At 70.8% G+C, this 25,729-nt stretch carries 25 protein-coding genes; 4 read left to right on the top strand and 21 right to left on the bottom strand.

The features are described 5' to 3' along the window. Positions 1-31: 31 nt before the first annotated feature. The 17 genes from EDF63_RS08560 to ybaK form a co-directional block, all read right to left on the bottom strand. Positions 32-2,356 carry a bifunctional (p)ppGpp synthetase/guanosine-3',5'-bis(diphosphate) 3'-pyrophosphohydrolase gene (locus EDF63_RS08560; RefSeq protein WP_260233029.1) on the bottom strand — a complete coding sequence of 775 codons (2,325 nt, stop codon included), beginning with the start codon at positions 2,354-2,356 and terminating at the stop codon, positions 32-34. A gap of 69 nt (positions 2,357-2,425) precedes the next feature. Continuing rightward, complete coding sequence (locus tag EDF63_RS08565; protein ID WP_123312629.1) at positions 2,426-2,773, bottom strand: rhodanese-like domain-containing protein; 348 nt, start codon at positions 2,771-2,773, stop codon at positions 2,426-2,428. After that, positions 2,773-3,780: a protein translocase subunit SecF gene (gene secF / locus EDF63_RS08570; protein ID WP_123312630.1), complete on the bottom strand. Its 1,008-nt coding sequence runs from the start codon at positions 3,778-3,780 to the stop codon at positions 2,773-2,775. Before secF ends, EDF63_RS08565 begins: the two co-directional genes overlap by 1 nt. After that, a complete protein-coding gene (gene secD / locus EDF63_RS08575) occupies positions 3,780-5,531 on the bottom strand; it encodes a protein translocase subunit SecD (protein WP_123312631.1) in 1,752 nt (583 codons plus the stop codon). The genes secF and secD overlap by 1 nt, the downstream gene beginning before the upstream one ends. Before the next feature lie 92 nt (positions 5,532-5,623). Continuing rightward, on the bottom strand, positions 5,624-6,025 hold the full coding sequence (gene yajC, locus EDF63_RS08580) for a preprotein translocase subunit YajC (protein WP_123312632.1): 402 nt from the start codon (positions 6,023-6,025) through the stop codon (positions 5,624-5,626). Positions 6,026-6,116: 91 nt separating this feature from the next. Then, the gene (ruvB, locus tag EDF63_RS08585) at positions 6,117-7,160 is read right to left on the bottom strand and encodes a Holliday junction branch migration DNA helicase RuvB (protein ID WP_123312633.1); all 1,044 of its coding nucleotides are present in this window, start codon (positions 7,158-7,160) and stop codon (positions 6,117-6,119) included. Continuing rightward, a complete protein-coding gene (gene ruvA / locus EDF63_RS08590; RefSeq protein ID WP_123312634.1) occupies positions 7,157-7,777 on the bottom strand; it encodes a Holliday junction branch migration protein RuvA in 621 nt (206 codons plus the stop codon). Before ruvA ends, ruvB begins: the two co-directional genes overlap by 4 nt. Further along, entirely contained in the window at positions 7,774-8,418 is a 645-nt protein-coding gene (gene ruvC, locus EDF63_RS08595; protein ID WP_123312635.1) for a crossover junction endodeoxyribonuclease RuvC, read from the bottom strand. Before ruvC ends, ruvA begins: the two co-directional genes overlap by 4 nt. Before the next feature lie 2 nt (positions 8,419-8,420). After that, positions 8,421-9,188: a YebC/PmpR family DNA-binding transcriptional regulator gene (locus EDF63_RS08600; protein WP_123312636.1), complete on the bottom strand. Its 768-nt coding sequence runs from the start codon at positions 9,186-9,188 to the stop codon at positions 8,421-8,423. A gap of 118 nt (positions 9,189-9,306) precedes the next feature. Continuing rightward, entirely contained in the window at positions 9,307-9,918 is a 612-nt protein-coding gene (pdxT, locus tag EDF63_RS08605) for a pyridoxal 5'-phosphate synthase glutaminase subunit PdxT (protein WP_123312637.1), read from the bottom strand. Further along, complete coding sequence (gene pdxS, locus EDF63_RS08610; RefSeq protein WP_111084046.1) at positions 9,908-10,828, bottom strand: pyridoxal 5'-phosphate synthase lyase subunit PdxS; 921 nt, start codon at positions 10,826-10,828, stop codon at positions 9,908-9,910. Before pdxS ends, pdxT begins: the two co-directional genes overlap by 11 nt. Before the next feature lie 13 nt (positions 10,829-10,841). Continuing rightward, positions 10,842-11,411, bottom strand: coding sequence for an HIT domain-containing protein (locus EDF63_RS08615; RefSeq protein ID WP_123312638.1), 570 nt, complete (start codon positions 11,409-11,411; stop codon positions 10,842-10,844). Beyond that, a complete protein-coding gene (thrS, locus tag EDF63_RS08620; RefSeq protein ID WP_123312639.1) occupies positions 11,411-13,432 on the bottom strand; it encodes a threonine--tRNA ligase in 2,022 nt (673 codons plus the stop codon). Before thrS ends, EDF63_RS08615 begins: the two co-directional genes overlap by 1 nt. A gap of 55 nt (positions 13,433-13,487) precedes the next feature. Then, a complete protein-coding gene (locus EDF63_RS08625) occupies positions 13,488-14,030 on the bottom strand; it encodes an adenine phosphoribosyltransferase (protein WP_123312640.1) in 543 nt (180 codons plus the stop codon). A 240-nt stretch (positions 14,031-14,270) separates the two neighbouring features. After that, positions 14,271-14,504 carry a hypothetical protein gene (locus tag EDF63_RS08630; protein ID WP_148061754.1) on the bottom strand — a complete coding sequence of 78 codons (234 nt, stop codon included), beginning with the start codon at positions 14,502-14,504 and terminating at the stop codon, positions 14,271-14,273. 823 nt (positions 14,505-15,327) lie between these two features. Continuing rightward, positions 15,328-17,931 carry an ATP-dependent Clp protease ATP-binding subunit gene (locus tag EDF63_RS08635; RefSeq protein ID WP_123312642.1) on the bottom strand — a complete coding sequence of 868 codons (2,604 nt, stop codon included), beginning with the start codon at positions 17,929-17,931 and terminating at the stop codon, positions 15,328-15,330. Between the two features lie 95 nt (positions 17,932-18,026). Then, positions 18,027-18,512: a Cys-tRNA(Pro) deacylase gene (gene ybaK, locus EDF63_RS08640; RefSeq protein ID WP_123312643.1), complete on the bottom strand. Its 486-nt coding sequence runs from the start codon at positions 18,510-18,512 to the stop codon at positions 18,027-18,029. A gap of 66 nt (positions 18,513-18,578) precedes the next feature. Here ybaK and EDF63_RS08645 point away from each other — a divergent pair, with 66 nt between their 5' ends. After that, entirely contained in the window at positions 18,579-18,884 is a 306-nt protein-coding gene (locus tag EDF63_RS08645) for a DUF6412 domain-containing protein (protein ID WP_123312644.1), read from the top strand. 63 nt (positions 18,885-18,947) lie between these two features. Continuing rightward, a complete protein-coding gene (locus EDF63_RS08650; RefSeq protein WP_123312645.1) occupies positions 18,948-19,691 on the top strand; it encodes a membrane protein insertase YidC in 744 nt (247 codons plus the stop codon). Between the two features lie 16 nt (positions 19,692-19,707). Here the strand turns inward: EDF63_RS08650 and EDF63_RS08655 are convergent, their stop codons facing one another. After that, positions 19,708-19,923 (bottom strand): hypothetical protein, encoded by a 216-nt coding sequence (locus EDF63_RS08655; RefSeq protein WP_111084054.1) that lies wholly within the window; start codon positions 19,921-19,923, stop codon positions 19,708-19,710. 95 nt (positions 19,924-20,018) lie between these two features. Here EDF63_RS08655 and EDF63_RS08660 point away from each other — a divergent pair, with 95 nt between their 5' ends. Further along, positions 20,019-20,963, top strand: a complete 945-nt coding sequence (locus tag EDF63_RS08660; RefSeq protein ID WP_148061755.1) for a hypothetical protein — start codon at positions 20,019-20,021, stop codon at positions 20,961-20,963. A gap of 229 nt (positions 20,964-21,192) precedes the next feature. Then, complete coding sequence (locus EDF63_RS08665; protein ID WP_123312647.1) at positions 21,193-22,554, top strand: MFS transporter; 1,362 nt, start codon at positions 21,193-21,195, stop codon at positions 22,552-22,554. 379 nt (positions 22,555-22,933) lie between these two features. Here EDF63_RS08665 and EDF63_RS08670 read toward each other — a convergent pair whose 3' ends face one another. From EDF63_RS08670 to EDF63_RS08680, 3 genes are all read right to left on the bottom strand, one after another. Next, positions 22,934-23,743, bottom strand: a complete 810-nt coding sequence (locus EDF63_RS08670) for a carboxypeptidase regulatory-like domain-containing protein (protein ID WP_123312648.1) — start codon at positions 23,741-23,743, stop codon at positions 22,934-22,936. Continuing rightward, positions 23,740-25,011: a carboxypeptidase regulatory-like domain-containing protein gene (locus tag EDF63_RS08675; RefSeq protein WP_123312649.1), complete on the bottom strand. Its 1,272-nt coding sequence runs from the start codon at positions 25,009-25,011 to the stop codon at positions 23,740-23,742. The genes EDF63_RS08670 and EDF63_RS08675 overlap by 4 nt, the downstream gene beginning before the upstream one ends. Before the next feature lie 115 nt (positions 25,012-25,126). Next, positions 25,127-25,609 (bottom strand): NUDIX domain-containing protein, encoded by a 483-nt coding sequence (locus EDF63_RS08680; protein ID WP_260233030.1) that lies wholly within the window; start codon positions 25,607-25,609, stop codon positions 25,127-25,129. Positions 25,610-25,729: the final 120 nt, after the last annotated feature.

Raw genomic sequence — 25,729 nt, forward strand, 5'->3', positions numbered from 1 at the left:
TCAGCCGTCGGTGACGGGTCTGCCCGTCCGCTCAGCCGGCGCTGACGCGGTAGACGTCGTAGACCGCGTCGATCCGCCGGACGGCGTTCAGCACCCGGTCGAGGTGGATGGTGTCGCCCATCTCGAACACGAAGCGACTGAGCGCGAGCCGGTCGGACGAGGTCGAGACCGTCGCCGACAGGATGTTGACGTGGTGGTCGGTGAGCACCCGGGTGACGTCGCTCAGCAGCCCCGACCGATCGAGGGCCTCGATCTGGATCTGCACGAGGAACACCGACTTCGACGACGGCGCCCACTCGACCTCGATCATCCGGTCCGGCTCGTTCATCAGGGACTTGACGTTCGTGCACGACGACTGGTGCACCGAGACGCCCTGGCCGCGGGTGATGAACCCGACGATCTGGTCGCCCGGCACCGGGGTGCAGCACTTCGCGAGCTTCACCAGGATGTCCGGCGCACCGCGCACCAGCACGCCGCTGTCACTCGTGCGGAGCTGGCGGCTCGTGACCTGGCGGGGGAACGTGAGCTCCGGCTCGTCGGTCTCGGTGTCGCTCTGGACGCTGCCCAGGACCTTCTCGATGACGGACTGGGTCGACACGTGCCCTTCGCCGACCGCGGCGTACAGGGCCGAGACGTCGTCGTACCGCATCGACGAGGCGACCTCGGCGATGGTGTCCTGGCTCATGATGCGCTGGAGCGGCAGGTTCTGCTTGCGCACGGCGCGGGCGATGGCGTCGCGCCCCTGCTCGACCGCCTCTTCGCGACGCTCCTTGGTGAACCACTGCTTGATCTTGTTGCGGGCCCGCGGGCTCTTGACGAACTTGAGCCAGTCCTGCGAAGGGCCGGAGTCGGGGTTCTTCGAGGTGAAGATCTCGACGACGTCACCGCTCGACAGCGAACTCTCGAGCGGCACCAGTCGACCGTTGACCTTGGCGCCCATGGTGCGGTGCCCGACCTCGGTGTGGACCGCGTACGCGAAGTCGACCGGGGTGGCGCCGGCGGGGAGTCCGATGACCTTGCCCTGCGGCGTGAAGACGTAGGTCTCCTTCGCGCCGATCTCGTAGCGGAGGGAGTCGAGGAACTCCCCCGGGTCGCTCGTCTCCGCCTGCCAGTCGGTGATGTGGGCGAGCCACGCCATGTCCTGGTCGTCGGTGGTCGACGAGGTGCCGACGTCGCGGCCGGCAGCGCGCTGCTTGTACTTCCAGTGCGCGGCGACACCGAACTCGGCACGCTGGTGCATCTCGTGCGTGCGGATCTGGATCTCGACGGGGCGCCCCTGCGGCCCGAGCACGCTGGTGTGCAGCGACTGGTACAGGTTGAACTTCGGCGTCGCGATGTAGTCCTTGAACCGGCCGGGCAGCGGCGTCCACCGGGCGTGCACCGAGCCGAGCATCGCGTAGCAGTCGCGCACCGTCGGCACGAGCACCCGGATGCCGACGAGGTCGTAGATCTCGTCGAACTCGCGACCCCGCACGATCATCTTCTGGTAGATCGAGTAGTACTGCTTCGGCCGCCCCATGACCTCGCCGCGGACCTTCGCGGCCTTCAGGTCCTTCTTGAGGGTGCCGATGACGTTCTGGACGAACTGCTCGCGCTTCGGCTGCCGTTCCTTGACCAGGCTGTCGATCTCGACGTAGAGCTTCGGGTGCAGGACCGCGAACGACAGGTCCTCGAGCTCGAGCTTGATCATCTGGATGCCGAGCCGGTGCGCGAGGGGCGCGTAGATCTCGAGCGTCTCCTTCGCCTTGCGGGTGGCGGAGGTGGACTCGACGAAGCCCCAGGTGCGGGCGTTGTGCAGTCGGTCGGCGAGCTTGATGACGAGCACGCGGATGTCCTTCGACATCGCTATGACCATCTTGCGGACGGTCTCGGCCTGGGCGCTGTCGCCGTACTTGACCTTGTCGAGCTTCGTGACGCCGTCGACGAGCATGGCGATCTCGTCGCCGAAGTCGACCTGCAGCTGGTCGAGCTGGTAGTCGGTGTCCTCGACGGTGTCGTGCAGCAGCGCCGCAGCGATCGTGATCGGCCCGATGCCGAGGTCGGCGAGGATCTGGGCGACGGCCACCGGGTGCGTGATGTACGGCTCGCCGGACTTGCGCTTCTGACCGTCGTGCGCGCGCTCGGCGACCGAGTAGGCGCGCTCGATGAGGGTGACGTCGGCCTTCGGGTGGTGCGACCGCACCGTGCGGATCAGGGTGTCCACGGCACCTGCCGGCTGGGCGCGCGAGAACAGGCGCGGGAGCAGCGAGCGGAGGGAACCGAGGTTGCCCGTCGTGTTCGGGCCGAGGGGGCTGGTCGGGCGCTGTGCGGAGCCGGGGCGACTCGGCGCAGACGGCTCTTCGCGGGTGTCCGTCATGATGCGCCTCCCAGGACTCGGTCCGAGAGCTCGATCCGAGCTCGATCCGACAACACTACGCGTGTCCGGTCAGTGCTCGTGACCCGGTTCGCCCTGGGCGTCGCGGACCACCGGGGCGCCGGACTGCTCCCAGGCGACCATGCCGCCGGTCAGGTTGACCGCGGAGACGCCGGACTGCTCGAGGGCTGCGACCACGCGTGACGAACGGGCGCCCGAGTGGCAGACGATGATCGCCGGCTCGTCGCCGCCGTCGATCTCCTGCCACCGGTTCACCAGCTCGGACATCGGCACGAGCGTGGCCTCCGGCGCGTGGACCTCGTCCCACTCCCCCTGCTCGCGGACGTCGAACAGTCGTGCGCCGGACTCCAGTCGACGTCGCGCCTCGGCGACGTCGACCTCGGTGATCTCGATCGGCATCAGACGTCCGCCGTGGCCGCGGCGTCGACCTCGCGCTGGCGCTTGGCCGCCGCTTCGGTCTTCTTCGCGTCGGCCTGCTTGATCTTCGGCTCGTTCTCGCGCAGGTGGGCGTACATCGGCGACGCGATGAAGATCGTCGAGTAGGTCCCGACGATGATGCCGATGAACAGTGCGAGCGAGATGTCGCGGAGGGTCCCCGCGCCGAGCACGTACGACCCGATGAACAGGATCGCCGCGACGGGCAGCAGTGCCACGACCGAGGTGTTGATCGAGCGGACGAGCGTCTGGTTCACCGCGAGGTTCACCGACTGCTTGAAGGTCCGGATCGACTCCTGCGCGGTGTTCTCGCGCACCTTGTCGAAGACCACCACGGTGTCGTAGAGCGAGTAGCCGAGGATCGTCAGGAATCCGATCACGGCCGCGGGCGTGACCTCGAGCCCGACGATGCCGTAGACGCCCGCCGTGATCAGCAGGTCGTGCAGCAGGGCCGCCATCGCCGACAGCGACATCTTCCAGGTGCGGAAGTACAGCGTCATGAACACGGCGGCCAGGGCGAGGAAGATCACCAGACCGCGGATGGCCTGGGCCAGCACGTCGGCACCCCACGTGGCACCGATGAAGGTCGCGGCGACCTGGCTCTCCGGCACGTCGTACGCCTCGGCCAGGGCGTCCTGCACCTCGGTCGTCTGGCGGTCGGTGAGCTGGCCGGTCTGCACGCGGATGCCGTGCGTCCCGAGCTGGGAGACGCGCGGGATCTCGTCCGAGACGACCCGCTCGACGGTGTCGGTCGCGATGCTCTGGTCGGTGTTCTCCACGTCCGAGAGGGTGAACTCGGAGCCGCCGGTGAACTCGATGCCGAGCTGGTACCCGCCGCGCAGCCACGGGGTGGCGAGCGAGATCACGATCATGATGAGCGCGATGAGGTACCAGGTCTTGCGTCGCCCGATGATGTCGTACGACCGCTTGCCCGTGTAGAGGTCGCTGCCGAACTGGCTGAAGCTGGCCATCAGTCGTCCTTCCCGTCCGGCGTCGAGCCGTTGTCGCCGGAGGCCTGCTGGGCCTTCCGCTCCGCGATCGTCTGTCGGCGCTGCGCCTCACCGGCGCTGCGCTGGCGCTTGCCGTCCACCACGGGAGCGCGGAACTGCGCGCGCCCCTTGTAGACCGCTCCGAGCGCCGCCGGGTCGAGCCCGCTGAACCTGTGCCCCTCGCCGAAGAACCGGCTGCGGGAGATGAGCTGCATCATCGGGTGGGTGAAGAGCGCGACCACGACGATGTCGATCAGCGTCGTGAGGAGCAGCGTGAACGCGAAGCCCTTCACGTCGGCGACGGCGAGCACGTACAGGGTGACGGCTGCGAGGAAGTTCACCGCGTCGGACGCCAGGATCGTGCGGAGTGCGCGCTTCCAGCCGGACTCGACCGCGCTCTCGAGGGCACGGCCGTCGCGGAGTTCGTCACGGATGCGTTCGAAGTACACGATGAACGAGTCGGCCGTGATGCCGATCGCGACGATCAGACCCGCCACACCCGCCAAGGACAGGCGGTAGTCGACGCGCCACGACATGATCGCGATGACCAGGTAGGTCAGCACCGCGGCGACCCCGAGTGACAGCACCGTGACGAACGCGAGCGCCCGGTACTGGATGACGGAGTAGATGATCACCAGGCCGAGGCCGATCAGGCCCGCGACGAGACCACCGATGAGCTGCGCCGTTCCGAGCGTCGCCGAGATGTTCTCGTTCGACTGCACCTGGAAGTTGATCGGCAGCGCACCGTACTTGAGCTGGTCGGCGAGCGTCTTCGACGACTCGGCCGTGAACGAACCGGTGATCTGCGCCTTGCCGTTGGTGATGGCGGAGTTCGTGGACGGGGCCGTGATGACCGAGCCGTCGAGCACGATCGCGAACTGGTTCTGCGGCGCCTGCAGCGAGACGAGACGGTTCGTGACGGTGCGGAAGTCCTTCGTGCCCTGTCCGTCGAAGGTCAGGTTGACGGCCCACTGGCCCGTCGAGGTGCCCTGCGAGTCGGTGGCCAGACCCGAGGTGGCGTTGCTGATGTTCGCACCGGAGACCTCGACCGGGCCGAGGATGTACTTCGCGGCACCGTCGGCGTCACAGGTGACGAGGGGCTCGTCGTCCGGAGCGGAGGTGACGTCGTCCGGGGCGGCGCAGTTGTAGTTCGTGTAGAGGTCCTGGAGCGCCGGGGTCACCCAGTTGACGTCGCTGCCGTTCGTCGGCTTCGCGCTCGGCGTCGCCGCGAGCGAGGCGGGCGGCGAGTACGGCGTCGGCGAGGCGGTGGACTTCCCGTCGTCACCGACGGCGGAGTTCGTCGCGGCCTCGGTGAAGAGCACCGGGCGGAACGTCAGCTTCGCGGCCGCCTCGATGCGGTCGATCGTGGCCTTGTCGGGCCGACCGGGGATCGACACGACGATGTTGTTCGCACCCTGCGTGTTGATCTCGGTCTCGGAGACGCCGGTGGCGTTGATGCGCTGGCGGATGATCTCCACCGCCTGCTGCAGCTGCTGCGAGGTGACCGAGTCGCCCTCGGTGTTCTGCGCCGCCAGGGTCAGCTGCGTGCCGCCCTGCAGGTCCAGTGCGAGCTCGGGGACCCAGCTCGCGCCCTGGTACCACTTGTCCGTGTCGTCCTTCGAGCTGCCGGCGAGGATCGACGCGGCGGTGTTCAAGCCGGCGAGGATCGCCATCAGGATCACCAACCAGGTGAGCGAGCGCAGCGCCTTCTTGACGGGTGTCGATCGTGCCACCGGTCGTCTCGTCTTTCTGTTCAGGACCATCGGCACTCAGGCACGACGGCAGAGGGAAGCCGCCGGGTCAGACGACCCGGCGGCCGAGGGCGTCAGTCGTCGGACTTGCGCTTCGTGGCGTCGGTCTCGTCGAGGCGGTCGTTGTCGACCCGCTCGCCGTAGACCGGCTCCCCGTTGAGTTCGGCGACGGGCTTGGCCTCGTCCTCCGGCGTCGCGGTGGTCTCGATGTCCGAGGCGCTGTCGTCGACGACGCGCGACAGGGTCTGACGGTGCACCGTGACGACCGTGCCCGGTGCGATCTCGACGTCGGCGGTGACCTTCTCGTCGTCGACCGAGAGGAGCGTGCCGTACAGGCCGAAGGACAGCATCACGCGAGCACCCGGCACCATCTTGGTGGCGAGCTCGCCCTGCTGCTTCTTGCGCTTGCGGCTGTTGTAGAACATGAAGGCCGCGAACGCCACGACGATGACGATGAGGATGACTTCTTGACCCATGATGCAGTTGCCTTCTCTGGTTGCTCGGTTTCGGGCCGTAGCAGTCTAGGGCACGCCACTGTGCGTGGCATGTCACCCGACCGATCGGCCGCTAGTCGGTGGTGTCTGCGTCGTCGAACAGGCCCGGGAGCGGTCCGACGCCCTGCCCCGGCGTGAGGCCGAGGTGCCGCCACGCGACCGGTGTCGCGATGCGGCCGCGCGGGGTGCGCGTGACCAGACCGACCCGGACGAGGAAGGGCTCGACGACCGACTCGATGGTCTCGGACTCCTCGCCGACCGACACCGCGAGGGTGTTCAGGCCCACCGGTCCGCCGTCGAAGCGGGTCAGCATGATCTCGACCACGGCGCGGTCGAGGCGGTCGAGGCCGAGCTCGTCGACGTCGTAGAGGTCGAGCGCGCCCTGGACGGCAGCCATGCCGTCGGTGGTGCGGTGCACGAGGGCGTAGTCACGGACCCGGCGGAGCAGCCGGTTCGCGATGCGCGGGGTGCCGCGGGAGCGCCCGGCGATCTCGCGCAGCGCGGACCGGTCGATGTCGAGTTCGAGCAGGTGGGCGGCGCGGATCAGGACCTGCTCGAGCTCGTCCTTCTCGTAGAACTCGAGGTGCGCCGTGAAGCCGAAGCGGTCACGGAGCGGGTTCGGCAGCAGGCCGGCGCGGGTGGTGGCGCCGACCAGGGTGAACGGTGCGAGGTCGAGCGGGATGCTCGTCGCGCCGGCGCCCTTGCCGACCATGACGTCGATCCGGAAGTCCTCCATCGCCAGGTAGAGCATCTCCTCTGCCGAGCGCGCCATCCGGTGGATCTCGTCGATGAACAGGACCTCGCCCGGCACGAGCGAGGACAGCACGGCCGCGAGGTCGCCGGCGTGCTGGATCGCGGGCCCGCTCGACATCCGCAGGGGACGACCGGTCTCGTGCGCGACGATCATCGCGAGTGTGGTCTTACCGAGGCCGGGAGGACCCGCCATCAGGATGTGGTCCGGGGTGCGGTCCTGCATGCCGGCGGCCTTGAGCAACAGGTCGAGCTGCCCGCGCACCTTGCGCTGCCCGACGAACTCGTCGAGCGACCGCGGACGGAGGGCTCCCTCGAAGGCGAGTTCCTCCTGCGACTCGGCTCCGGCTGACGTGATGCCGCTCATCGACCGGCACCGGCGGGCCGGAGCGCACCGAGCGCGGCGCGGAGCAGCGCCTGCGTGCCCATGGCCGCGGCCCCGGGCTCGTTCGCGACGGTCTCGTCGACGGCGGTCTGTGCGGCGTCCTCGCGCCAGCCGAGGCCGATCAGTGCGGAGACGACGTCGGTGGCTGCCGGGTGCGCGGCGGTGCCCCGACCGGCGGTGACGACGGCGGCCTGCTCGAACGCGACGAGCTTGCCGGTGAGCGCGAGGATGATGAGCTTCGCGGTCTTCGGGCCGATGCCGGAGACCTTGCGGAAGGCGCCGTCGTCGTCCTTCGCGACGGCGTTGGCGACCTGCGACGGGTCCATGTGGGCGAGGACGCCCATCGCGGACTTCGGCCCGACGCCCGTGACGCTGCGCAGCAGGTCGAAGACCTGGAGGGCGTCGGTCGACTCGAAGCCGAAGAGCAGGTGCTCGTCCTCGCGCACGATCATCGCCGTGCGGACGAACACCTCGGCCCCGTGGCGCATCGTCAGCGCGTGGGCCGGGGTCACGGTGACGGCGTAGCCGACTCCCCCGGCCTCGATCACCACGGCGGAACCGGCGATGTCGATGCAGGTACCCCGGAGACTCGCGATCATGCCCCGAGCCTACGGCTGCCCACCGACGCGGCCGACGAGCCACGCGGTCGTGCCGCGGCAGCGGCCGCACGGGCGAGCGGGGAGTCGACGGTGCCGCCCTGTGCATCGCGCCAGGCGCGCTGTGCCGGGGTGAGGTTCGTGGCACGCTCGCCGGCGACGTCAGGTGATCCGAGCCTCCAGGCATGGCACACGGCCAGCGCGAGCGCATCGGCGGCGTCGGCCGGCTTCGGGGCCTCGTCCAGACCGAGCACGCGCGCGATCATGGTCTGCACCTGGCGCTTGTCGGCGTTGCCGTAGCCGGTGACGGCCGCCTTGACCTCGGACGGGGTGTGCAGGCCGACCGGCAGCCCCCGCGCCGCGGCGGCGTGCAGGGCGAGACCGGCCGCCTGGGCGGTCCCCATCACGGTGCGGACGTTCGCCTGGGCGAACACGCGCTCCACGGCGACCGCGTCCGGGTGGTGCTCGTCGATCTCGGCGGCGATGCCGTCGGCGATGCGGAGCAGCCGCTGTTCGAGCGGCATGTCCGCCGGGGTGCGCACGACCGTCACGTGGACGAGCCGTGCGCGCCGGTTCGGTGCGACCTCGACGACGCCGACGCCGCACCGGGTGAGCCCGGGGTCCACCCCGAGCACACGGAGCACGGTTACTCGCCCTCGTCCTCGTCGAGCTCGGCCTGGACGTCCGCCGGCACCTCGAAGTTCGCGTAGACGTTCTGCACGTCGTCGCTGTCCTCGAGCGCGTCGATCAGGCGGAAGACCTTGCGGGCGGTCTCGGCGTCGACCGGCACCTTGAGGCCGGGCACGAACTCGGCGTCGGCTGAGTCGTAGTCGATGCCGGCGTCCTGCAGCGCGGTGCGGGCCGCGACGAGGTCGCTCGCCTCGGTGATGATCTCGAAGCCGCCGCCCTGGTCGATGACGTCCTCGACACCGGCGTCGAGCACGGCGGTCATGACGGTGTCCTCGTCGAGGCCGTCGACCTTCGTGACCGAGATGACGCCCTTGCGCGAGAAGTTGTAGGCGACGCTGCCCGGGTCGGCCATGGTGCCACCGTTGCGGGACATCGCCGTCCGGACCTCGGCCGCTGCGCGGTTCTTGTTGTCGGTGAGGCACTCGATCAGCATCGCGACGCCGTTCGGGGCGTAGCCCTCGTACATGATCGTCGTGTACTCGATCGACTCACCGGTCAGGCCGGCACCGCGCTTGACGGCACGGTCGATGTTGTCGTTCGGGACCGAGGTCTTCTTGGCCTTCTGGATCGCGTCGACCAGCGTCGGGTTGCCCGACAGGTCGGCGCCACCCATCTTCGCGGCGACCTCGATGTTCTTGATGAGCTTGGCGAACGACTTGGCACGGCGGCCGTCGATGACGGCCTTCTTGTGCTTGGTCGTCGCCCACTTGGAATGCCCGGACACGGTTCTCCTTGCGTCTTGCGGAAAGTCGGGGTCAGTTTACCCAGCCGGGAGGCCCGGCGCCGCCCCGCCCCGCCGGTGCGGGCGCGCAGGCGGCCGGGCCCAGGGCGCGCGGCTCGCGTCAGGCGCTGCGCACCATGGCGAGGAAGCGGCGGTGGAAGCGGTCCTCGCCGGCGACCTCGGGGTGGAACGCACTCGCGAGCACGTTGCCCTGCTGCACCGCGACGACCTGACCGTCCGCCAACGCGCCGAGGACCTGGACACCGGGTCCGTGCTGCTCGACGACGGGGGCACGGATGAAGACCGCGTGCACCGGGGCGTCGCCGAGTTCGGGCATCGGGACGTCGACCTCGAACGAGTCGTTCTGGCTGCCGAACGCGTTCCGTCGCACCGTGGTGTCGAGCACGTCGAGGGTCTGCTGCCCGCTGATGCCGTCGGTGATCCGTGACGACAGCATGATCATGCCGGCACAGGTCCCGTACGTCGGCAGGCCCCCACGGATCGCCTCGGCGAGGGGCTCGGCGACGCCGAACGCCCGGGACAGCTTGTCCATGACGCTCGATTCACCACCGGGGATCACGACGCCGTCGAGGGCCGCGATCTCCTCGGGTCGACGGAGCGGCACGACGTCGGCGCCGAGTTCCGTCAACGAGGCGATGTGTTCGCGGAAGTCACCCTGCAGTGCCAGGACCCCGATGCGGGGCCGAGCGCCGCCCGTCGTGCTACCAGCCACGCTCGGCGAGGCGGTGCGGTGCGGGGACGTCGGCGACGTTGATGCCGACCATCGCCTCGCCCAGGCCACGCGAGACCTCGGCGATGACCTTGGGGTCGTCGTGGAACGTCACGGCCTTGACGATCGCCGCGGCACGCTTCGCCGGGTCGCCGGACTTGAAGATGCCGGAGCCGACGAACACGCCGTCTGCGCCGAGCTGCATCATCATCGCGGCGTCGGCCGGGGTGGCGACGCCGCCGGCGGTGAAGAGCACGACGGGGAGCTTGCCGGTGCGGGCGACCTCGCGCACGATCTCGAACGGCGCCTGCAGTTCCTTGGCGGCGACGTAGAGCTCGTCTTCCTTGAGGTGGCGCAGTGCCGCGATCTCCTTGTTGATCGTGCGGATGTGCTTCGTGGCCTCGGACACGTCACCCGTGCCGGCCTCGCCCTTGGAACGGATCATCGCGGCGCCCTCGGTGATGCGACGGAGCGCCTCGCCCAGCTCGGTGGCACCGCAGACGAACGGCGTGGTGAAGTTCCACTTGTCGATGTGGTTGACGTAGTCGGCGGGAGAGAGCACCTCGGACTCGTCGATGTAGTCGACGCCGAGCTCCTGCAGCACCTGCGCCTCGACGAAGTGGCCGATGCGGGCCTTCGCCATGACGGGGATCGACACAGCGGCGATGATCTCCTCGATCATCGACGGGTCGGACATGCGGGCGACGCCGCCCTGTGCGCGGATGTCGGCGGGGACGCGCTCGAGGGCCATGACCGCGGTCGCGCCGGCTTCTTCCGCGATGCGGGCCTGCTCGGCGTCGACGACGTCCATGATGACGCCGCCCTTGAGCATCTCGGCGAGGCCGCGCTTGACGCGGTCGGAGCCGGTGATCGAGGTGCCAGGGGTGCCGGAGGTGCTGGTGCTGTCGCTCATGATGCCGATCAGTCTAGTCCGCTGCCGGCCAGCCCTCGGCGACCAGTCGGCGGGTGTCCCCGAGCATCTGGGACATCGACTTCGTCCGCGCGATGATCGGGAAGAAGTTCGCGTCGGACTGCCACCGCGGCACGATGTGCTGGTGCAGGTGCGCGGCGATGCCGGCCCCCGCGACCTCGCCCTGGTTCATGCCGATGTTGAAGCCGTCGCAGTGCGACACGGCACGCAGGACCCGCATCGCGGTCTGGGTGAGTTCGCCCATCTCGCGGAGCTCGTCCGGTGTGGCCCCGTCGTAGAGCGGCACGTGGCGGTACGGGCAGACGAGCAGGTGTCCGTTGTTGTAGGGGAACAGGTTGAGCAGCACGTAGGCGTGCTCGCCCCGCGCGACGATGAGGGCGTCCTCGTCGGACTTCCGCGGTGCCTCGCAGAACGGGCAGTCGTCGGCGTGCCCGCGACCCGTGCCCTCGCGCCCGGCGTCGATGTACGCCATCCGGTGCGGGTTCCACAGGCGCTGGAACGCATCCGGGACGGCCGCTCCGGTGGCGGCGTCCCGGATGACCAGCGGGTCCTGCTCGTCCGTCATCAGACCTGCGCGCGCTCGCGGATCGCCGTCAGGATGCGGTCGACCGCCTCGTCCACGGGCACGGCGTTGTCCTGCCGTCCGTCGCGGAAGCGGAACGACACCGCCCCGGCGTCGCGGTCGTCGCCGCCCGCGATGAGCTGGAACGGCACCTTCGCCTTGGTGTGCGTGCGGATCTTCTTCTGCATGCGGTCGTCCGAGTGGTCGACCTCGGCACGGACGCCGTGCGACCGGAGCTTCGCGACGACCTCGTCGAGGTAGTCGCCGTACTCGGCCGCGACGGGGATGCCGACGACCTGCACCGGGGACAGCCAGGCCGGGAACGCGCCCGCGTAGTGCTCGGTCAGCACGCCGAAGAACCGCTCGATCGAGCCGAACAGTGCGCGGTGGATCATCACCGGGCGCTGACGGGAGCCGTCTGCCGCGGTGTAGTCGATGCCGAAGCGCTCGGGCAGGTTGAAGTCCAGCTGCACGGTCGACATCTGCCACGTGCGGCCGATGGCGTCACGAGCCTGCACCGAGATCTTCGGGCCGTAGAATGCGGCGCCGGCGGGATCGGGCACGAGTTCCAGGCCGGATTCCTCGGCGACCTCGCGCAGGGTGTTCGTGGCGACGTCCCAGACCTCGTCGTCGCCGACGTACTTCTCCGGGTCCTTCGTGGAGAGCTCGAGGTAGAAGTCGTCGAGACCGTAGTCGCGCAGCAGCGAGAGCACGAACTCGAGGGTCGTGGTCAGCTCCTCCTTCATCTTCTCCTGCGTGGTGAAGATGTGGGCGTCGTCCTGGGTCATGCCGCGCACGCGGGTGAGGCCGTGGATGACGCCGGACTTCTCGTTGCGGTACACCGTGCCGAACTCGAACATGCGCAGCGGCAGGTCGCGGTAGGAGCGCGGCTGCGACCGGTACGCCAGGATGTGCATCGGGCAGTTCATCGGCTTGAGGTAGTAGTCGGCACCCTGCCGCGTGACGTTGCCGTTCTCGTCCTTGGCCTCGTCCATGTGCATGGCCGGGAACATGCCGTCCTTGTACCAGCCGAGGTGCCCGGAGGTCTCGAACAGGTCGCCCTTGGTGATGTGCGGCGTGTAGACGAACGAGTAGCCGTTCTCCTCGTGCCGGCGACGCGAGTAGTCCTCCATCTCGCGGCGGATGATGCCGCCCTTGGGGTGGAAGATCGCCAGGCCGGAACCGATCTCGTCGGGGAACGAGAAGAGGTCGAGCTCGGCACCGAGCTTGCGGTGGTCGCGCTTCGCGGCTTCCTCGAGGCGGACGAGGTGCGCCTTGAGCTGGTCCTTGTCGGGCCACGCGGTGCCGTAGATGCGCTGCAGCTGCGGGTTCTTCTCCGAGCCGCGCCAGTACGCGGCTGCGACGCGCATGAGCTTCGCGGCGTTGCCGATCCACCGGGTGTGCGGCACGTGCGGACCGCGGCAGAGGTCCTGCCAGACGACCTCGCCCGACTTCGGGTCGACGTTCTCGTACACGGTGAGCTCGCCGGCGCCGACCTCGACGCTCTCGCCGGAGTCGCCGTCCGTCGCCGCGCCCTTGAGCCCGATGAGTTCCTGCTTGTACGGCTCCCCCGCCATCAGTTCGCGCGCCTGCTCGTCGGTGACGACCACGCGGCGGAAGCGCTGGGCCTGCTTGACGATGCGGTCCATGCCCTTTTCGATGGCCTTGAGGTCCTCGGGGGTGAAGGGCTCGGCGACGTCGAAGTCGTAGTAGAAGCCGTCGGTGACGGGCGGACCGATGCCGAGCTTGGCGTCGGGGTTGATCTGCTGGACGGCCTGCGCCAGCACGTGCGCGGCCGAGTGACGGAGGATGTCGAGTCCGTCCTGCTCCTGCAGGGTGACGGCCTCGGCGGTCTCGCCGGCCTGGACGTCGGCAGCGAGGTCCTTCAGGACACCGTCGACACGGATCGCGACGACGCCGCGCTCACCGTCGAAGAGCTCGGTGCCCGTCGTGGTGGTCGTCGCGGTCCGGGGCTCGGGTGCCTGGGGAAGCTCTGCGGGCGCGGGTGCGACTGACTCGGTCACGATGATGGGACTCCTCGATCGAAATGGTGCGTCAAGACTAGTGCGCGCGCGGCGGTCAGGCGGGCACTGCGCCGAGCGTGGTGACGGGCAGTCGCGGCTCGAGCCGCTCGCGTCCGTTCAGCCCGTCGAGCTCGAGCAGGGCGGCGAAACCGATGGCCTCGTACCCGGCACGCTCGAGCAGCGTGATGGTGGCTGCTCCGGTGCCGCCGGTGGCCAGGACGTCGTCGACGACGAGGACCCGGGTGCCCGCGGGCAGCTGGCCCGGGCGCAGCTCGAGCTCGGCCTCGCCGTACTCGAGCGCGTACTGCTCGCTGAGGACCTCGCCCGGCAGCTTGCCGGCCTTGCGCACGGTGAGCACGCCCACCTGGTGCTGTGCGGCGATGCCACCGGCCAGGGCGAAGCCACGGGCCTCGATGCCGGCGACGGCGTCGAACCCGGCGCCGGCCGCGAACCGCGCGGCGAGTGCCTCGCACACGCGGCCGAACGCCACGGCGTCCGAGAACACCGGCGTCACGTCACGGAACAGCACCCCCGGCTTCGGGAAGTCCGGGACGACGGCGGTCAGGCGTTCGACGAGTGCAGCTGCGGTTTCGGTCACCCATCAACGGTACGGGAGGCCCGGGGTGCGTCCGACACGTCGGCGCACGGTGCGAGGGTGGTCGCCTCGTGCGGGGCCGACCGTCCGCTGCACGGTGCGGGTTCCGTCGGACGGTTCACCGAGGGCGGCTCGGTGCGAGGTTGTTTCCTCGCACCGAGCCGTTCCGGCCGCACGGGCTCCGGAATGACGCACCGTGCGTGCTTGACGCTGACGGCAGTGACGGCGACGCGGCGCCGCGGGTCAGCGCCACATCCGCATGGCGGCGCCCTGGGTGATCCAGTCGGCCTCGCGCTGCTGGCGTTCGCGCTCCGTGCGGGCCAGCGTGGCGAGGTCGACCTCGGGCCGCTCCTTGCGGGTGCGTCGGCTCCAGATGATGAGCGACATCCCGACCCGGAGTGCGATGCGGTCGGCGAGTGAGACCCGGCGGCGCACCGCGCGGGTATCGGGTGGACGGGTGGTGGTCTTCGTGGACACGGTGATCCCCTTCAGGGCATGGCAGAGCTGCCCGGGTGTCGGGCATGACGAAACCGCCCGGATCGCGGGCAGCGAGAATTGAATGCGTGGGAATGCACTCCGGGATGGTCCGGAAATGTTCGGACAACGATCGCGGAATGCGCGTCGACCCCGAGAGCGTCGCACTGCCCACCGACATTCTTCCGGCGTCGTCCGTACAGATCGGACTGGACGCACCAACGTGCCGTCGAGCCGTTCGTCGGACGAACGAACCGGTGCTGCACAAGCCTGATCGGCTCAGCGCACGGCGCCCGGAGGCACAGATGTCAGGAGAGTGGGACGCTCCGGGTCAGCGGACGCGGAACGGGGAACCGACGCGTCCACGGATTCCACGGAACGGAGTGGTCGTTGTGATCATCATGGTCGGCCCCCTTTCGGTCTCGAGCTGGCGGAGTCGTCCGGGTCGAATGTTCGACCGTTCGCGACGAGTGAACACTATCGGCACCGCAATTCAGAGCGCAACCCCGTTTCCGGAAAAGATCCGGAATTGCATTCCCGAACAGGATGATCACGGTGCGAGGTTGGTGTACTCGTGTCGACGAGCAGGCTGCGTGCCGAGTTCCCGTCGTGCACCGGAGCAGGGCCTCCCGGCTGCACCGTGCGTCGTCCGCGGGACGGTGGCAGCCTGCGCGCTCGGTGCGGGGCAGCAAGCGCGCCCGGTGCGGTCAACCTCGCACCGGGTGGTGGAGCACGCACCGTGCGTAGGGCGCCGCACCGCACCGCGGCCGGACACGACGAAGGCCCGGTACCTGATCGGTACCGGGCCCTCGTGGTCGGACGGCTGCTACAGCGTCGCGGGTTCCACCACGGCCGCCGTCAGCACGTCGTCCACGACGTCGATCCGCACGGTGTCCCCTGTGGTCGCGCCGCCGTCGACCACGAGCGTCGCGATGCGGTCGTCGACCTCGCGCTGGATGAGCCGGCGGAGCGGACGGGCGCCGTACTCGGGTTCGTACCCGTGCTCGGCGAGCCAGTCGACCGCGGCGTCCGACACGGAGAGCACCATGTCCTGCGCGACGAGCCGCAGCGCCGTGTCCTGCAGCAGCAGCGACACGATCGACGCGATCTGCGACCGGTCGAGCTTGCGGAAGAGCACGATCTCGTCGATGCGGTTGATGAACTCCGGCCGCATGGCCTCGCGCAGCTTGCCCATCACACGGGCACGGAGGTCGTCCTCGGCGTAGCCGTCGGTCGTGCCGACCGGCGCGAACCCGAGGGCGCCCGACCGCGAGGCCAGGAACTCCGAGCCGATGTTCGACGTCATGATGACGACGGTGTTCCGGAAGTCCACCGTGCGCCCCTGGCCGTCGGTCAGCCGACCGTCGTCCAGCACCTGCAGCAGCAGGTTGAACACGTCGGGGTGGGCCTTCTCGACCTCGTCGAGCAGGATCACCGAGTACGGGTTGCGGCGCACACGCTCGGTGAGCTGTCCGGCCTCGTCGTACCCGACGTACCCGGGAGGCGCACCGACCAGGCGCGAGACGGTGTGGCGTTCGCCGAACTCGCTCATGTCGAAGCGGAGCATGGCGGACTCGTCACCGAATAGCGACGACGCGAGTGCCTTCGCCAGCTCGGTCTTGCCGACGCCGGTCGGGCCGAGGAACAGGAAGCTGCCGACCGGTCGGCGCTGGTCGCCCATGCCGGTGCGGCTGCGCCGGACGGCCTTCGCGATCGCCGCGACGGCGTCGTCCTGGCCGACGACGCGCTCGTGCAGCTCCTGCTCGAGCACGGCGAGCCGTGAACGGTCGCCCTGGGTCAGGCGCGTCGCCGGGATGCCGGTGGCACGCGACACCACGCCCGCGATGTCGCGTTCCGTGATCGAGGTGCCCACTGATTCCGGACGGGAGGCGCGCCCAGCGTCCGCCGACGTGGCGGCGGCGATCCGGGCCTCCAGTCCGACCGTCTCGTCGCGCAGGCGCGACGCCTCTTCGTACCGTTCCTCGGCGACCGCGCGGTCCTTCTCGGCGAGCAGCTCGGCGACCTGGTCGCGCAGGGCCTCGACGTCGACGTCGCCCGAGCGGGCGAGCCGGCGACGTGCGCCGGCCTGGTCGATGAGGTCGATGGCCTTGTCTGGCAGGTGTCGGTCCGTGACGTAGCGGTGTGAGAGCTCGACGGCGGCGCGGAGCGACTCCGGCGAGTAGACGACTCCGTGGTGCTCCTCGTACCGGGGCGCGAGTCCGGTCAGGATCGCGACGGCGTCCTCGACACTCGGCTCCCCGACCGTGACCGGCTGGAAGCGACGCTCGAGTGCGGCGTCCTTCTCGATCCGGCGGTACTCGTTCAGGGTGGTCGCGCCGACCAGGTGCAGGTCGCCGCGGGCGAGTCGGGGCTTGAGGATGTTGCCGGCGTCCATCGAGCCTCCCTCACCGCCACCACCGGCGCCGACGACGGTGTGCAGCTCGTCGACGAAGACGATGAGCTCGTCGGCGTGCGCCGCGATCTCGTCCATGGTCTTCGTCAGGCGCTCCTCGAAGTCGCCGCGGTACCGGGTGCCGGCGAGCATGCCGGGCAGGTCGAGTGCGACGACCCGCTTGCCCTGCAGCAGGGACGGGACGTCGCCGTCGACGATGCGCTGCGCGAGTCCCTCGACGATGGCGGTCTTGCCGACGCCGGGCTCGCCGATCAGGACGGGGTTGTTCTTGGTGCGGCGGAGCAGGATCTCGACCGCCTGTTCGATCTCGTCGGCACGACCGATCACCGGGTCGATGCGGCCGTCACGGGCCCGCGCGGTGAGGTCGGTGCCGAACTGGTCGAGGGTCGGGGTGTCGCTGTCGGTCTCGGTCGTGCCGGGTGCTGTGTCGGTTCCGGGCATGGGGCGCCCCTCTCGTGCTGCTGCCGCGGCCTGCTGGGCGTAGTCCTGCATGGCCTGCGGGGTGACACCGGCGCTGGCGAGCAGCTGCCCGGTGACGGTCTCCTGGTCGGTCACGAGCGCGAAGAAGACGTGCTCGGGGTCGGTGTAGGTGCTGCCGAAGCCCCGCGCGGCCTGGGTGGCCTCGACGAGGATGCGCTGCGCCGTGCCGGTGAGGGCCGGGCGGCCGGTCTGCTCGGCCTGCGGTTCGCGCGTCATCGGCAGGCGCTGCTCGATCTCGGCGGCGAGGCGCTCGGGGTCGACCCCGGCGGAACGGACGACGGCGTCGAACGGTTCGGTGCGGACGAGCACGTGCAGCAGGTGCAGTGCGTCGACCTCGCGCTGGCCCTGCGACACCGCGTACTCGGCGGTGTGCTGGAGCAGCTCGTGGGTACGGCGGCTGAGGAGCCGCGTGATGTCCACCGGTCGGCCGAACGCACGGACGCGCTGCGGGTCGCCGGTGTTCTGCGCCGCGAGGAGTCGGGCGAGGAACTCGTCGAACGAGTCACTGCCGCTGGTCGGGCCGAACGTCTCTGGCAAAGGGACCTCCTGGGAACTTGAGTGCCTTCGACTCAATGCAACGCAGGAGGACCAGGGTCATTCCCGGTCAGGAGAGGAACTTGCGGCGACCCGACTCAGGTCCGCGCGATCGCAGCGGAGACCGCGTCGGTGACCCGCGCGAGGTCGGCCGGCGCGACCTCGATGTCGAACCCGCGGCGACCACCGGAGACGAAGATGCTGTCGTACGCCAGCGCCGACTCGTCGAGGACGGTCCGGATCCGGGACTTCTGGCCGACCGGGCTGATCCCGCCGACGACGTACCCGGTGCGCTTCTCGGCGAGGGCAGGATCGGCCAGCGTCGCCTTCTTCCCGCCGACGGCCGCGGCGATGGCCTTGAGGTCGAGCCGGTTCGCCACCGGCACGATCGCCACCGCCAGTGCGCCGTCGACCGACACCACCAGGGTCTTGAAGACCTGCTCCTCGCGGAGTCCCAGGGCGGCGGCGGCCTCCTCGCCGAAGTTCGTGGCGCTCTCGTGGTGGTCGTACACGTGCGGCGTGTACGACACCCCGGCTCGGTCGAGCGCGACGGTCGCTGGGGTGCTCGGCGAACCTGCGGTCATGCGCCGATCCTCTCCCGTGCTCCCGTCCTGTCCGTGGCGGCACGCGGGCGTTACGCTGAACCGACCATGACCGTCGCCCTGCTGGTCCTCCGCGCCGCCGCCGCGCTCGTGCTCGGTGCGCCAGCAGTCGGCGACCCCGCGGGCGGTGTCCTGCCGCTCCTGGCGGTCGCCGCGCTCGGTCTGACGGCCGTCGCCGTGGCGGTGCTCGTCGCACAGGTGCTCGCCACGGTGCTCGCCGCGGTGCTCGGACTCGGCACGACGGTCGTCGAGCGCAACGCGGTCCCCGACCTGGTGACGCGCATCGCGTGGAGCCACCCCGATGCCGACGGGCACGTCCGATCGCGTGCTCCGGGAGTCGTCGCCCCGGCCTGACCACCCATCGGTGGCCGGGCCCGTCGCGACCCCTGTTCTGCACCACCACCGATCGGAACCGTCATGGACCTGTCCACCCTGCCCCTCGTCGGCCCGCTGCTGCACGGCGGCGCGGACCTCGTCGCCGCCCTGACCGCGGCGCTCTCCCCCGTCGCCGGCTCGTTCGCCGCGGCGATCGCCGTCGTCCTGCTCACCCTCGCCGTCCGAGCCGTGCTCGTCCCGTTGTCCGTCCTGCAGGTGCGAGCGGAGCGCGACCGGCGTCGGCTCGCGCCGCAGCTCGCCGCGCTGCGGAAGCGCCACGGGAAGAACGCCGAGCAGCTGCAGCGCGCTGTCCAGCAGCTCTACACGAACGAGAAGGTCTCACCCCTCGCCGGCTGCCTGCCCGTCCTCGCGCAGGCTCCGGTGCTGTCCCTCGTCTACGCCCTGTTCACGCACGCGTCGATCGGCGGCACGGCGAACGCCCTGCTCGAGGCCACCCTGGTCGGCGTCCCGCTCGGACACTCGCTGATCGTCACGCTGACGTCGCCGCTCTGGGTGCACGCCTGGGTCGTGGTGCTGTTGCTCGCCGTGCTCGCCGTCGTGGTGGAGCTCAGCCGTCGGGCGAACCTGCGCTGGAACCCGCTGCCCGCGCCGGAGCCGGGCGCGCAGGTGCCCGGTGCCGCCGCCACCGCGGCGATCGGGCGGTTCGCACCGTTCATCACGGTCGTGTTCGCCGCGATCGCGCCGCTCGCCGCCGCGCTGTACGTCGTGACCAGCGCCGCGTGGACGGCAGGCGAGCGCGCGGTGTTGCGCCGGGTCATCCGGTAGCGCGGTCCGGATCCGGTCAGCCGCCCTGGCCCTCCTGCTGCGGTCCCTGGTCGACCGGGTCGTACTCGGTGCCGCGGCCCTGCTCCTCGTCGGCGGTCGGCACGTGGCGCTCCGTGCCGGTCCCGCCGGGGCTCGTCGCGACGTAGTCCGCCTCGCCCGACTGGGTGTCGTGGCTCAGCGGCTCGAGGGTCTCCGGGTCGGCGTCGTGCCGCGGTTCGGGTTCGGTGCTCATGCGTCACGCCTACTCCCCTCGTTCTGGGTGCGCGCCGCCGTCCGCGCAGTGCCACGATGAAGGGAGTCCACGCGACCGGCAGATCGGGAGTGCGCATGGCCCACGACGACGTGGCAGCGGAACGGGCACGGCTCGAGGCCGTCGCCTGGGGAGCGGGATCGAGCCCCGCCGACGCGGCGCGCGCCCGGATCGCGCTGCAGGACCTGGCGAGCGGGCGGCGGTCCGGTGGTCGGCGGGCGGTCGCGGGTGTCGCGTCCGCCTCGGGGTCGGGCGAGCGGTCGGGAGGCACGGCCCCCGCCAGCGCGCAGGTCGCGTCCCCCGAACGGTCGGCTCCACCGCCCGTGCCCTCGCCGGAGCGCTCGCCGGAGCGGTCGGCTCCGGAGCGCCCGACGGCTGCTGCCGAGCCGGAGTCGTCCCTGCGGACGCCGGCCGGACCGTGGGCGGCGACCGAAGCCCGGGAACCCGAGCGTGTCGAGGACGCGAGTGGTGACGGCGGGGGCGAGCCGGGCCTCCCGGTCGAACCGGCGCAACGGTCCGGGTGGCGCACGCTGCTCTGGACGGAACGGCCGCGCGTCTGGGTCGCGCTCGGCGCGGCGGCGGCGGTCGGGGTCGCGTTCGCTGCCGGCACCGTCGTCGGGCCCGTGCGTGGCGACGTGGCGGCGGCACCGAGCGTCACGCCCACGGCGGGCACGGTGACGCTCGAGCAGCTGCTCGACGTCCCGCAGACCTACGCCGACCAGCTGCCGGGACCGGTGGAGGCGCCGGTGAGCCTGCACTCCACGCGGCTCGTGTTCACGAACCGGGCGCTCGACGGTAGCTCGTTCGACACGCCGTGGGCCGTGTGGGCCGGGATCGGCACGGACCGGTCGACGATCTGCCTCGTCGCGACGGCGAACCGGATCGAGTCGTCGACGGCGTGCTTCCCGCGCGAGGCGGCGCTGCACGGCTCGGTGTCGATGTCGGCGCAGTCGATGAGCGGGACGCTGACGATCGCGCTGCGCGGCGGCGGGGTGCAGGGGCGGGTGACGAACGAGAACTGAGCGGGTGCCGCTCCTCGTCGGTCCGAGTGTTGGAGCGCTCCGAGAATCTCGTCCGACCCCCTCGCGGGCTGCGGATCATCGTGCAACACTGGATGAGCGCACTCGCCGTGGAGTCGTACCCACATCACCCACATCCACAGCGAGCGCGCCCCGCAGACCCTCCGGTCACCGTCGTTCCCCCGAACGGCACCGTCGCGCGCTCGCCCGTGCCCCGGAGGAGGTCAGCAGCGTGTCCACCAACACCACCACCTCGGCCGTGTCGACGAACACGCGGCCGATCACCGTCACCACCCAGTCCATCGTCGGCATCGCCGTGCTCGGGCTGGCCACGTTCTTCGCCATCACCACCGAGCTCATGCCCGTCGGGTTGCTCGGCACGATGAGCGCCGACCTCGGCGTCTCCGAGGCCACCATGGGCATCGTCGTCACCGTGTACGCCGGGGCCGTGGCGCTCCTGGCGCTGCCGCTCACCGCCTTCACCGCGAAGCTCCCCCGCAAGGCCGTCCTCGTGTCGACGCTCGTCGGCTACACGGTCTCGAACCTCATGATCGCGTTCGCACCGTCGTTCGCCGTCGTCTGCGCCGGCCGAGTGGTCGGCGGCGTCGCGCACGCGTTGTTCTTCTCGGTCGCCTCGGCGTACGCCACCCGGATCGTGCCGCCGCGCCTGGCCGGCCGGGCGATCGCGTTCGTGTACTCGGGCAGCTCGCTCGGCTTCGTGCTCGGCGTGCCCGTCGCCACCTGGGTCGCGCAGCACATCGGCTGGCGTCCCGCCGTGTTCTCGATCGGTGTCGCCGCCGCCGTGCTCGCCGCCGTGGCACTGCTGTTCCTGCCAGCCGTCAGCGGTGCGTCGTCGCCGCACATCGGGTCCCCGAAGGCCTGGGCGCGCACCGGCCTGCTGTCCGTCGTGATCGCGGACCTGCTCCTGTTCGCCGGGCACTACGTCGTCTACACCTACGTCGGGCCCTACGCGATCGACGCCGGACTCGACGCCTCGATGGTGAGTGGTGCGCTGCTCGTGCTCGGCGGCACCGGGGTGATCGGCCTCTGGCTCGCGGGGATGTTCGTCGACCGGGCTCCCCGGCAGACCCTCATCGCCGCCGTCGCCGTGATGGCCGCCGCGTTCGCCGCGATGCCGTTCGTGCACGGCTCCCTCGTCGGCACGATGGTCGTCGCCGGCGTGTGGATGGCCGCGAACGGCACGACCGGCACGCTCTTCATGGCGGCGGCGATCCGCTCCGGGGGCGTCTCCCCCGACATCGCCGGCGCGCTCATCAACGGTGCGTCGAACATCGGCATCGCCGGTGGCGCGGCCATCGGCGGGCAGGCGCTCGGGATCGTCGGGCTGCAGTACCTGCCGTTCGCCGGGGGCGCCGTGCTGCTCGGCTCGCTCGGGGTCGTCGTCCTGGCGCGCCGGGGCTTCCCGGTGCACTCGGTCGGGCAGGAGCACCTGTCGACGTCGTCGATCGAGGCGATCACGTCCTCGCTCGCGGTGGTCACCACGTCGGTGCCCGTCGTCGGTCGGGCGATCCAGACCCTGACGGGTTCGGTGGCGACGGTCACGGGGTCGCACCGCACGCACCGCACGCAGTAGCCCGGGCGCGGGCGCGGCGTCGTCGGGCGCGTACCCGTGCCCGTGCGGCGCCGAGGTTCCAAGATCTCGGCATCTCGACGGTCCTGGCGGCCATCCGTGGAACCTCGGCGGTGGGGCGGCGGCATGTCGTGGAACCTCGGCGGCGAGACCCGGGCGTGTCGTCGTCGCGGCGGAGGGCGGCGGCGTGTGGCGAGGGGCCGCGGCGACATGCCGTCCGCGCGGCGATGAGGTTCCACGAACTGCCGTTCGCGTTGCGTTGAGGTTCCACGAAATGCCGTTCGGGACGCCGAGATGGGCAGATTTCGGAACCTCGGGGCGCGCACCGACGATGAAGGGCGGGCCCGGCATCGCGCCGGACCCGCCCTTCATCCTTCGCAGATCAGTCCTGCAGGTGGCTCCGGCGACGGTTGCGCACCGCGCGGTAGGTCAGGAGCGCCGCACCGAGCAGCACGAGCACCCCGGCCGCGATGAGCCCCGGCTTGAGGTCGGCACCCGTGTAGGCGAGGGGCCCACCGTCACCGACGTCGCCCGAACCAGCGGCCGGCGCGTTGCCCGAGCCACCGGCAGCGGGCACGGTCGGGACCGCCGTCGGCGAGGTGCTCGGCGTCGGAGCACTGGGCGACGGTGACGGCACCGGGGTGACCGCGGCGTCGACCACGAAGGCCAGCGGCGTCGCAGCACCGTCCTCGGGCGTGACGACGGTCGCCGGGGTGGCGCCGTCGACGTCGACGGTGATCACGTACTCGGTCGTCGGCTGGAGGCCGGTCAGGTCGAAGGCGCCGTCCTCGTCGGTCGAGACGGTGACGGCGTCGCCGGCGTCGTCCTCGGTCGGGGTGGCGACGACCTCGACGTCGGCGATCGGGTCACCGTTCGTGTCGACCACGGTGCCGGGCTGGTCGGTCGTGACGACCTCGGGCTCGGCGGCCGACGTGAACGGCAGGTCCGACCGCACGCTGGTGCCGGCCAGCGCCTCGATGCCGGTGTTCGCGGTGTCGCCGGTCGCACCCGCAGCGGGGACCACCGTGCGGACCGTGTAGGTGCCGGTCACCGTGGCGAAGACGTAGCGGCCGTCGGCGTCGGTGGTGTCCGAGCCGACCACGGCACCGTTCTCGTCGAGGAGTTCCACGACGACGCCGGCCGGGACGGGTGTCCCGTCGAGCGACACGACACCGGTCACGGTGGCGATCACGGCGGGCGGGCGACGATCGGCTCGGGCTCGGCCGGTGCGGCACCGGCGTCACCGGTGGTGATCGACACGGGTGGTTCGCCGGCCACCGAGACCTCCACAACGGTGTCCGCGGGCAGGTCGGATGCGGTGTACACCCCGTCGCTGTTCGTCGTGGTCTCGATCGGGTCGCCCCCGGGGACGTCGATGACGACGGGCACGTTCGCCGCGGGGTGGTCGTCCTCGTCGGTCACCGTCCCGATGACCGCGACGGTCTCCGGCGGCGACGTGAACGCGAAGTCGGCGGTCCGGTCGGTCCCGACTCGGTCGCCGCTGATCGCCAGGTTGACCCCGGTCACGGAGGATGAGCCGACAGCTCCGGACGGCGCGGTGACCTCGACGCGGTAGTTCGCGATCACCGGCAACTGCGGGAACACGTAGTTGCCGTCGGCGTCGGTGGTCGTCGTGTACACGGTGCCGCGCGGCGCGGTCACGGTGACGGTGGCGCCGGGGATCGCCGCGCCGTCGAGCGTCGCGGTGCCGCTGATCGCCGCCGTGCGGTTGGCGAACCAGGTCTGGTAGACGGGGAACCCGCTGCGCTGCTGGTACGTGATCGTCAGACTGGTCAGCGAGACGGTCGGGGTGAACCAGGCGGAGGCACCCGCGGTGTCCGACGCGGCGGCGTTGCCGGTCAGGGTGCGGGTCGCTTCGTCCCAGGTCGGCTCGTCCTGGCCGGTCGTGCCGTCCGGGTCGGGCGTGCACGACCAGCCGCCCGGCGCCGGTGCGGCCGAGCACGAGTTGTAGGACCCCTCGTAACCGAGCTGCTCCGCGGACGCCGCACCACCACCGGCCACCGTGGCCGAGATCGTGGCCTGGTCGGCGTCGATGTCGCCCAGGACGAACGACCAGCTCTCTGCGCCGGGCGTCGCGCCGTCGAACGTGTAGGTGGTGGTCGACGCGCCGGCCGTGGTGGGCGAGTCGGCGAACGGCCGCTGGTTCATGTACGTCTGCGCCCGACTCGTGCCGTAGACCGCGCCCGACGGCGTCCCTGCCGACTGCCAGGTCGATGCGCCGCTGATGACGGTCGACTGCCGCGAGTTCGAGGTGAACGTCGTGGCGGGGAACCCTGGCAACGTCATCGTGCCGGTGTACGCCTTCGACGCGCCGCTCAGCGTGAACGTGCCCCAGTTGCCCGCCGGTTCCGCCGAGGCGCTCGTCGCGCCGCCGATCGCGAGTCCTGCTCCGAGTGCGAGGGCGGTGAGCCCCGCCGTGACCGCGCGCCAGCGCCGCATGTGTACTCCCCTGGTGGTCGCGTCGGCCCTCCCGACGCCGGGCCAGGTTATCCACGGCCCCGTGCGCGTGTCCGGCCCGTCACAACATCGTGATCACCCGGAACGGGCGATCCCCTCAGCCGGCAGCAGCGGGCCCGGCGAGCAGCACGAGCAGCGCGTCCAGCGCAGCGACCTGACCGGCGACGAGCAGTTCCCGTGCCTCGTCGACCGGCACCCACCGCCCGTCGTCCACCTCCGGCACGTCGACGAACCGCCCCGAGCCGCGCGGCAGCTCGAGCCGGACGGTGTTGCTCCGCACCGCGGCGACGTCGAACCCCGGCGCCGAGGCCGAGAACACCCGCACGCGCTTGCCGGACGCCTGCCGGAACTCGCCCAGGTCCGCGACCGCGTCGGCAGTCACTGGTGCGGGGACGCCGATCTCCTCGCCGAACTCGCGCAGCGCCGTCGCGAGTGGGTCCTCCCCTGGTTCGACGAGCCCCTTCGGGATCGACCAGGCACGCGGTCGGTTCCGCCAGAACGGCCCGCCCATGTGCGCGACGAACACCTCCGGCCCGGTCGGACCGGTCCGGTGCAGCAACAGTCCGGCGCTCACCACCACGCCTGCGACACTACGCGGCGTCGGACGGGAGGCCCGGCCAGCGTCCGTCACGCCGGTCACCAGCGCGCACGGCCGGTTCCACGGCCCCCGACCGGAGTACCGTGTAGCGCACGGAGCGCC

The organism is Curtobacterium sp. JUb34 (assembly GCF_003755065.1).
Taxonomy (GTDB): Bacteria; Actinomycetota; Actinomycetes; order Actinomycetales; family Microbacteriaceae; genus Curtobacterium.

Bases quoted from the DNA above. Each gene is read 5' to 3' on its own strand.
- EDF63_RS08560 (WP_260233029.1), bottom strand. From the start codon at position 2,356: ATGACGGACACCCGCGAAGAGCCGTCTGCGCCGAGTCGCCCCGGCTCC.
- EDF63_RS08565 (WP_123312629.1), bottom strand. From the start codon at position 2,773: ATGCCGATCGAGATCACCGAGGTCGACGTCGCCGAGGCGCGACGTCGA.
- secF (WP_123312630.1), bottom strand. From the start codon at position 3,780: ATGGCCAGCTTCAGCCAGTTCGGCAGCGACCTCTACACGGGCAAGCGG.
- yajC (WP_123312632.1), bottom strand. From the start codon at position 6,025: ATGGGTCAAGAAGTCATCCTCATCGTCATCGTCGTGGCGTTCGCGGCC.
- ruvB (WP_123312633.1), bottom strand. From the start codon at position 7,160: ATGAGCGGCATCACGTCAGCCGGAGCCGAGTCGCAGGAGGAACTCGCC.
- ruvA (WP_123312634.1), bottom strand. From the start codon at position 7,777: ATGATCGCGAGTCTCCGGGGTACCTGCATCGACATCGCCGGTTCCGCC.
- pdxS (WP_111084046.1), bottom strand. From the start codon at position 10,828: ATGAGCGACAGCACCAGCACCTCCGGCACCCCTGGCACCTCGATCACC.
- EDF63_RS08615 (WP_123312638.1), bottom strand. From the start codon at position 11,411: ATGACGGACGAGCAGGACCCGCTGGTCATCCGGGACGCCGCCACCGGA.
- ybaK (WP_123312643.1), bottom strand. From the start codon at position 18,512: ATGACCGCAGGTTCGCCGAGCACCCCAGCGACCGTCGCGCTCGACCGA.
- EDF63_RS08645 (WP_123312644.1), top strand. From the start codon at position 18,579: ATGACCGTCGCCCTGCTGGTCCTCCGCGCCGCCGCCGCGCTCGTGCTC.
- EDF63_RS08650 (WP_123312645.1), top strand. From the start codon at position 18,948: ATGGACCTGTCCACCCTGCCCCTCGTCGGCCCGCTGCTGCACGGCGGC.
- EDF63_RS08655 (WP_111084054.1), bottom strand. From the start codon at position 19,923: ATGAGCACCGAACCCGAACCGCGGCACGACGCCGACCCGGAGACCCTC.
- EDF63_RS08660 (WP_148061755.1), top strand. From the start codon at position 20,019: ATGGCCCACGACGACGTGGCAGCGGAACGGGCACGGCTCGAGGCCGTC.
- EDF63_RS08675 (WP_123312649.1), bottom strand. From the start codon at position 25,011: ATGCGGCGCTGGCGCGCGGTCACGGCGGGGCTCACCGCCCTCGCACTC.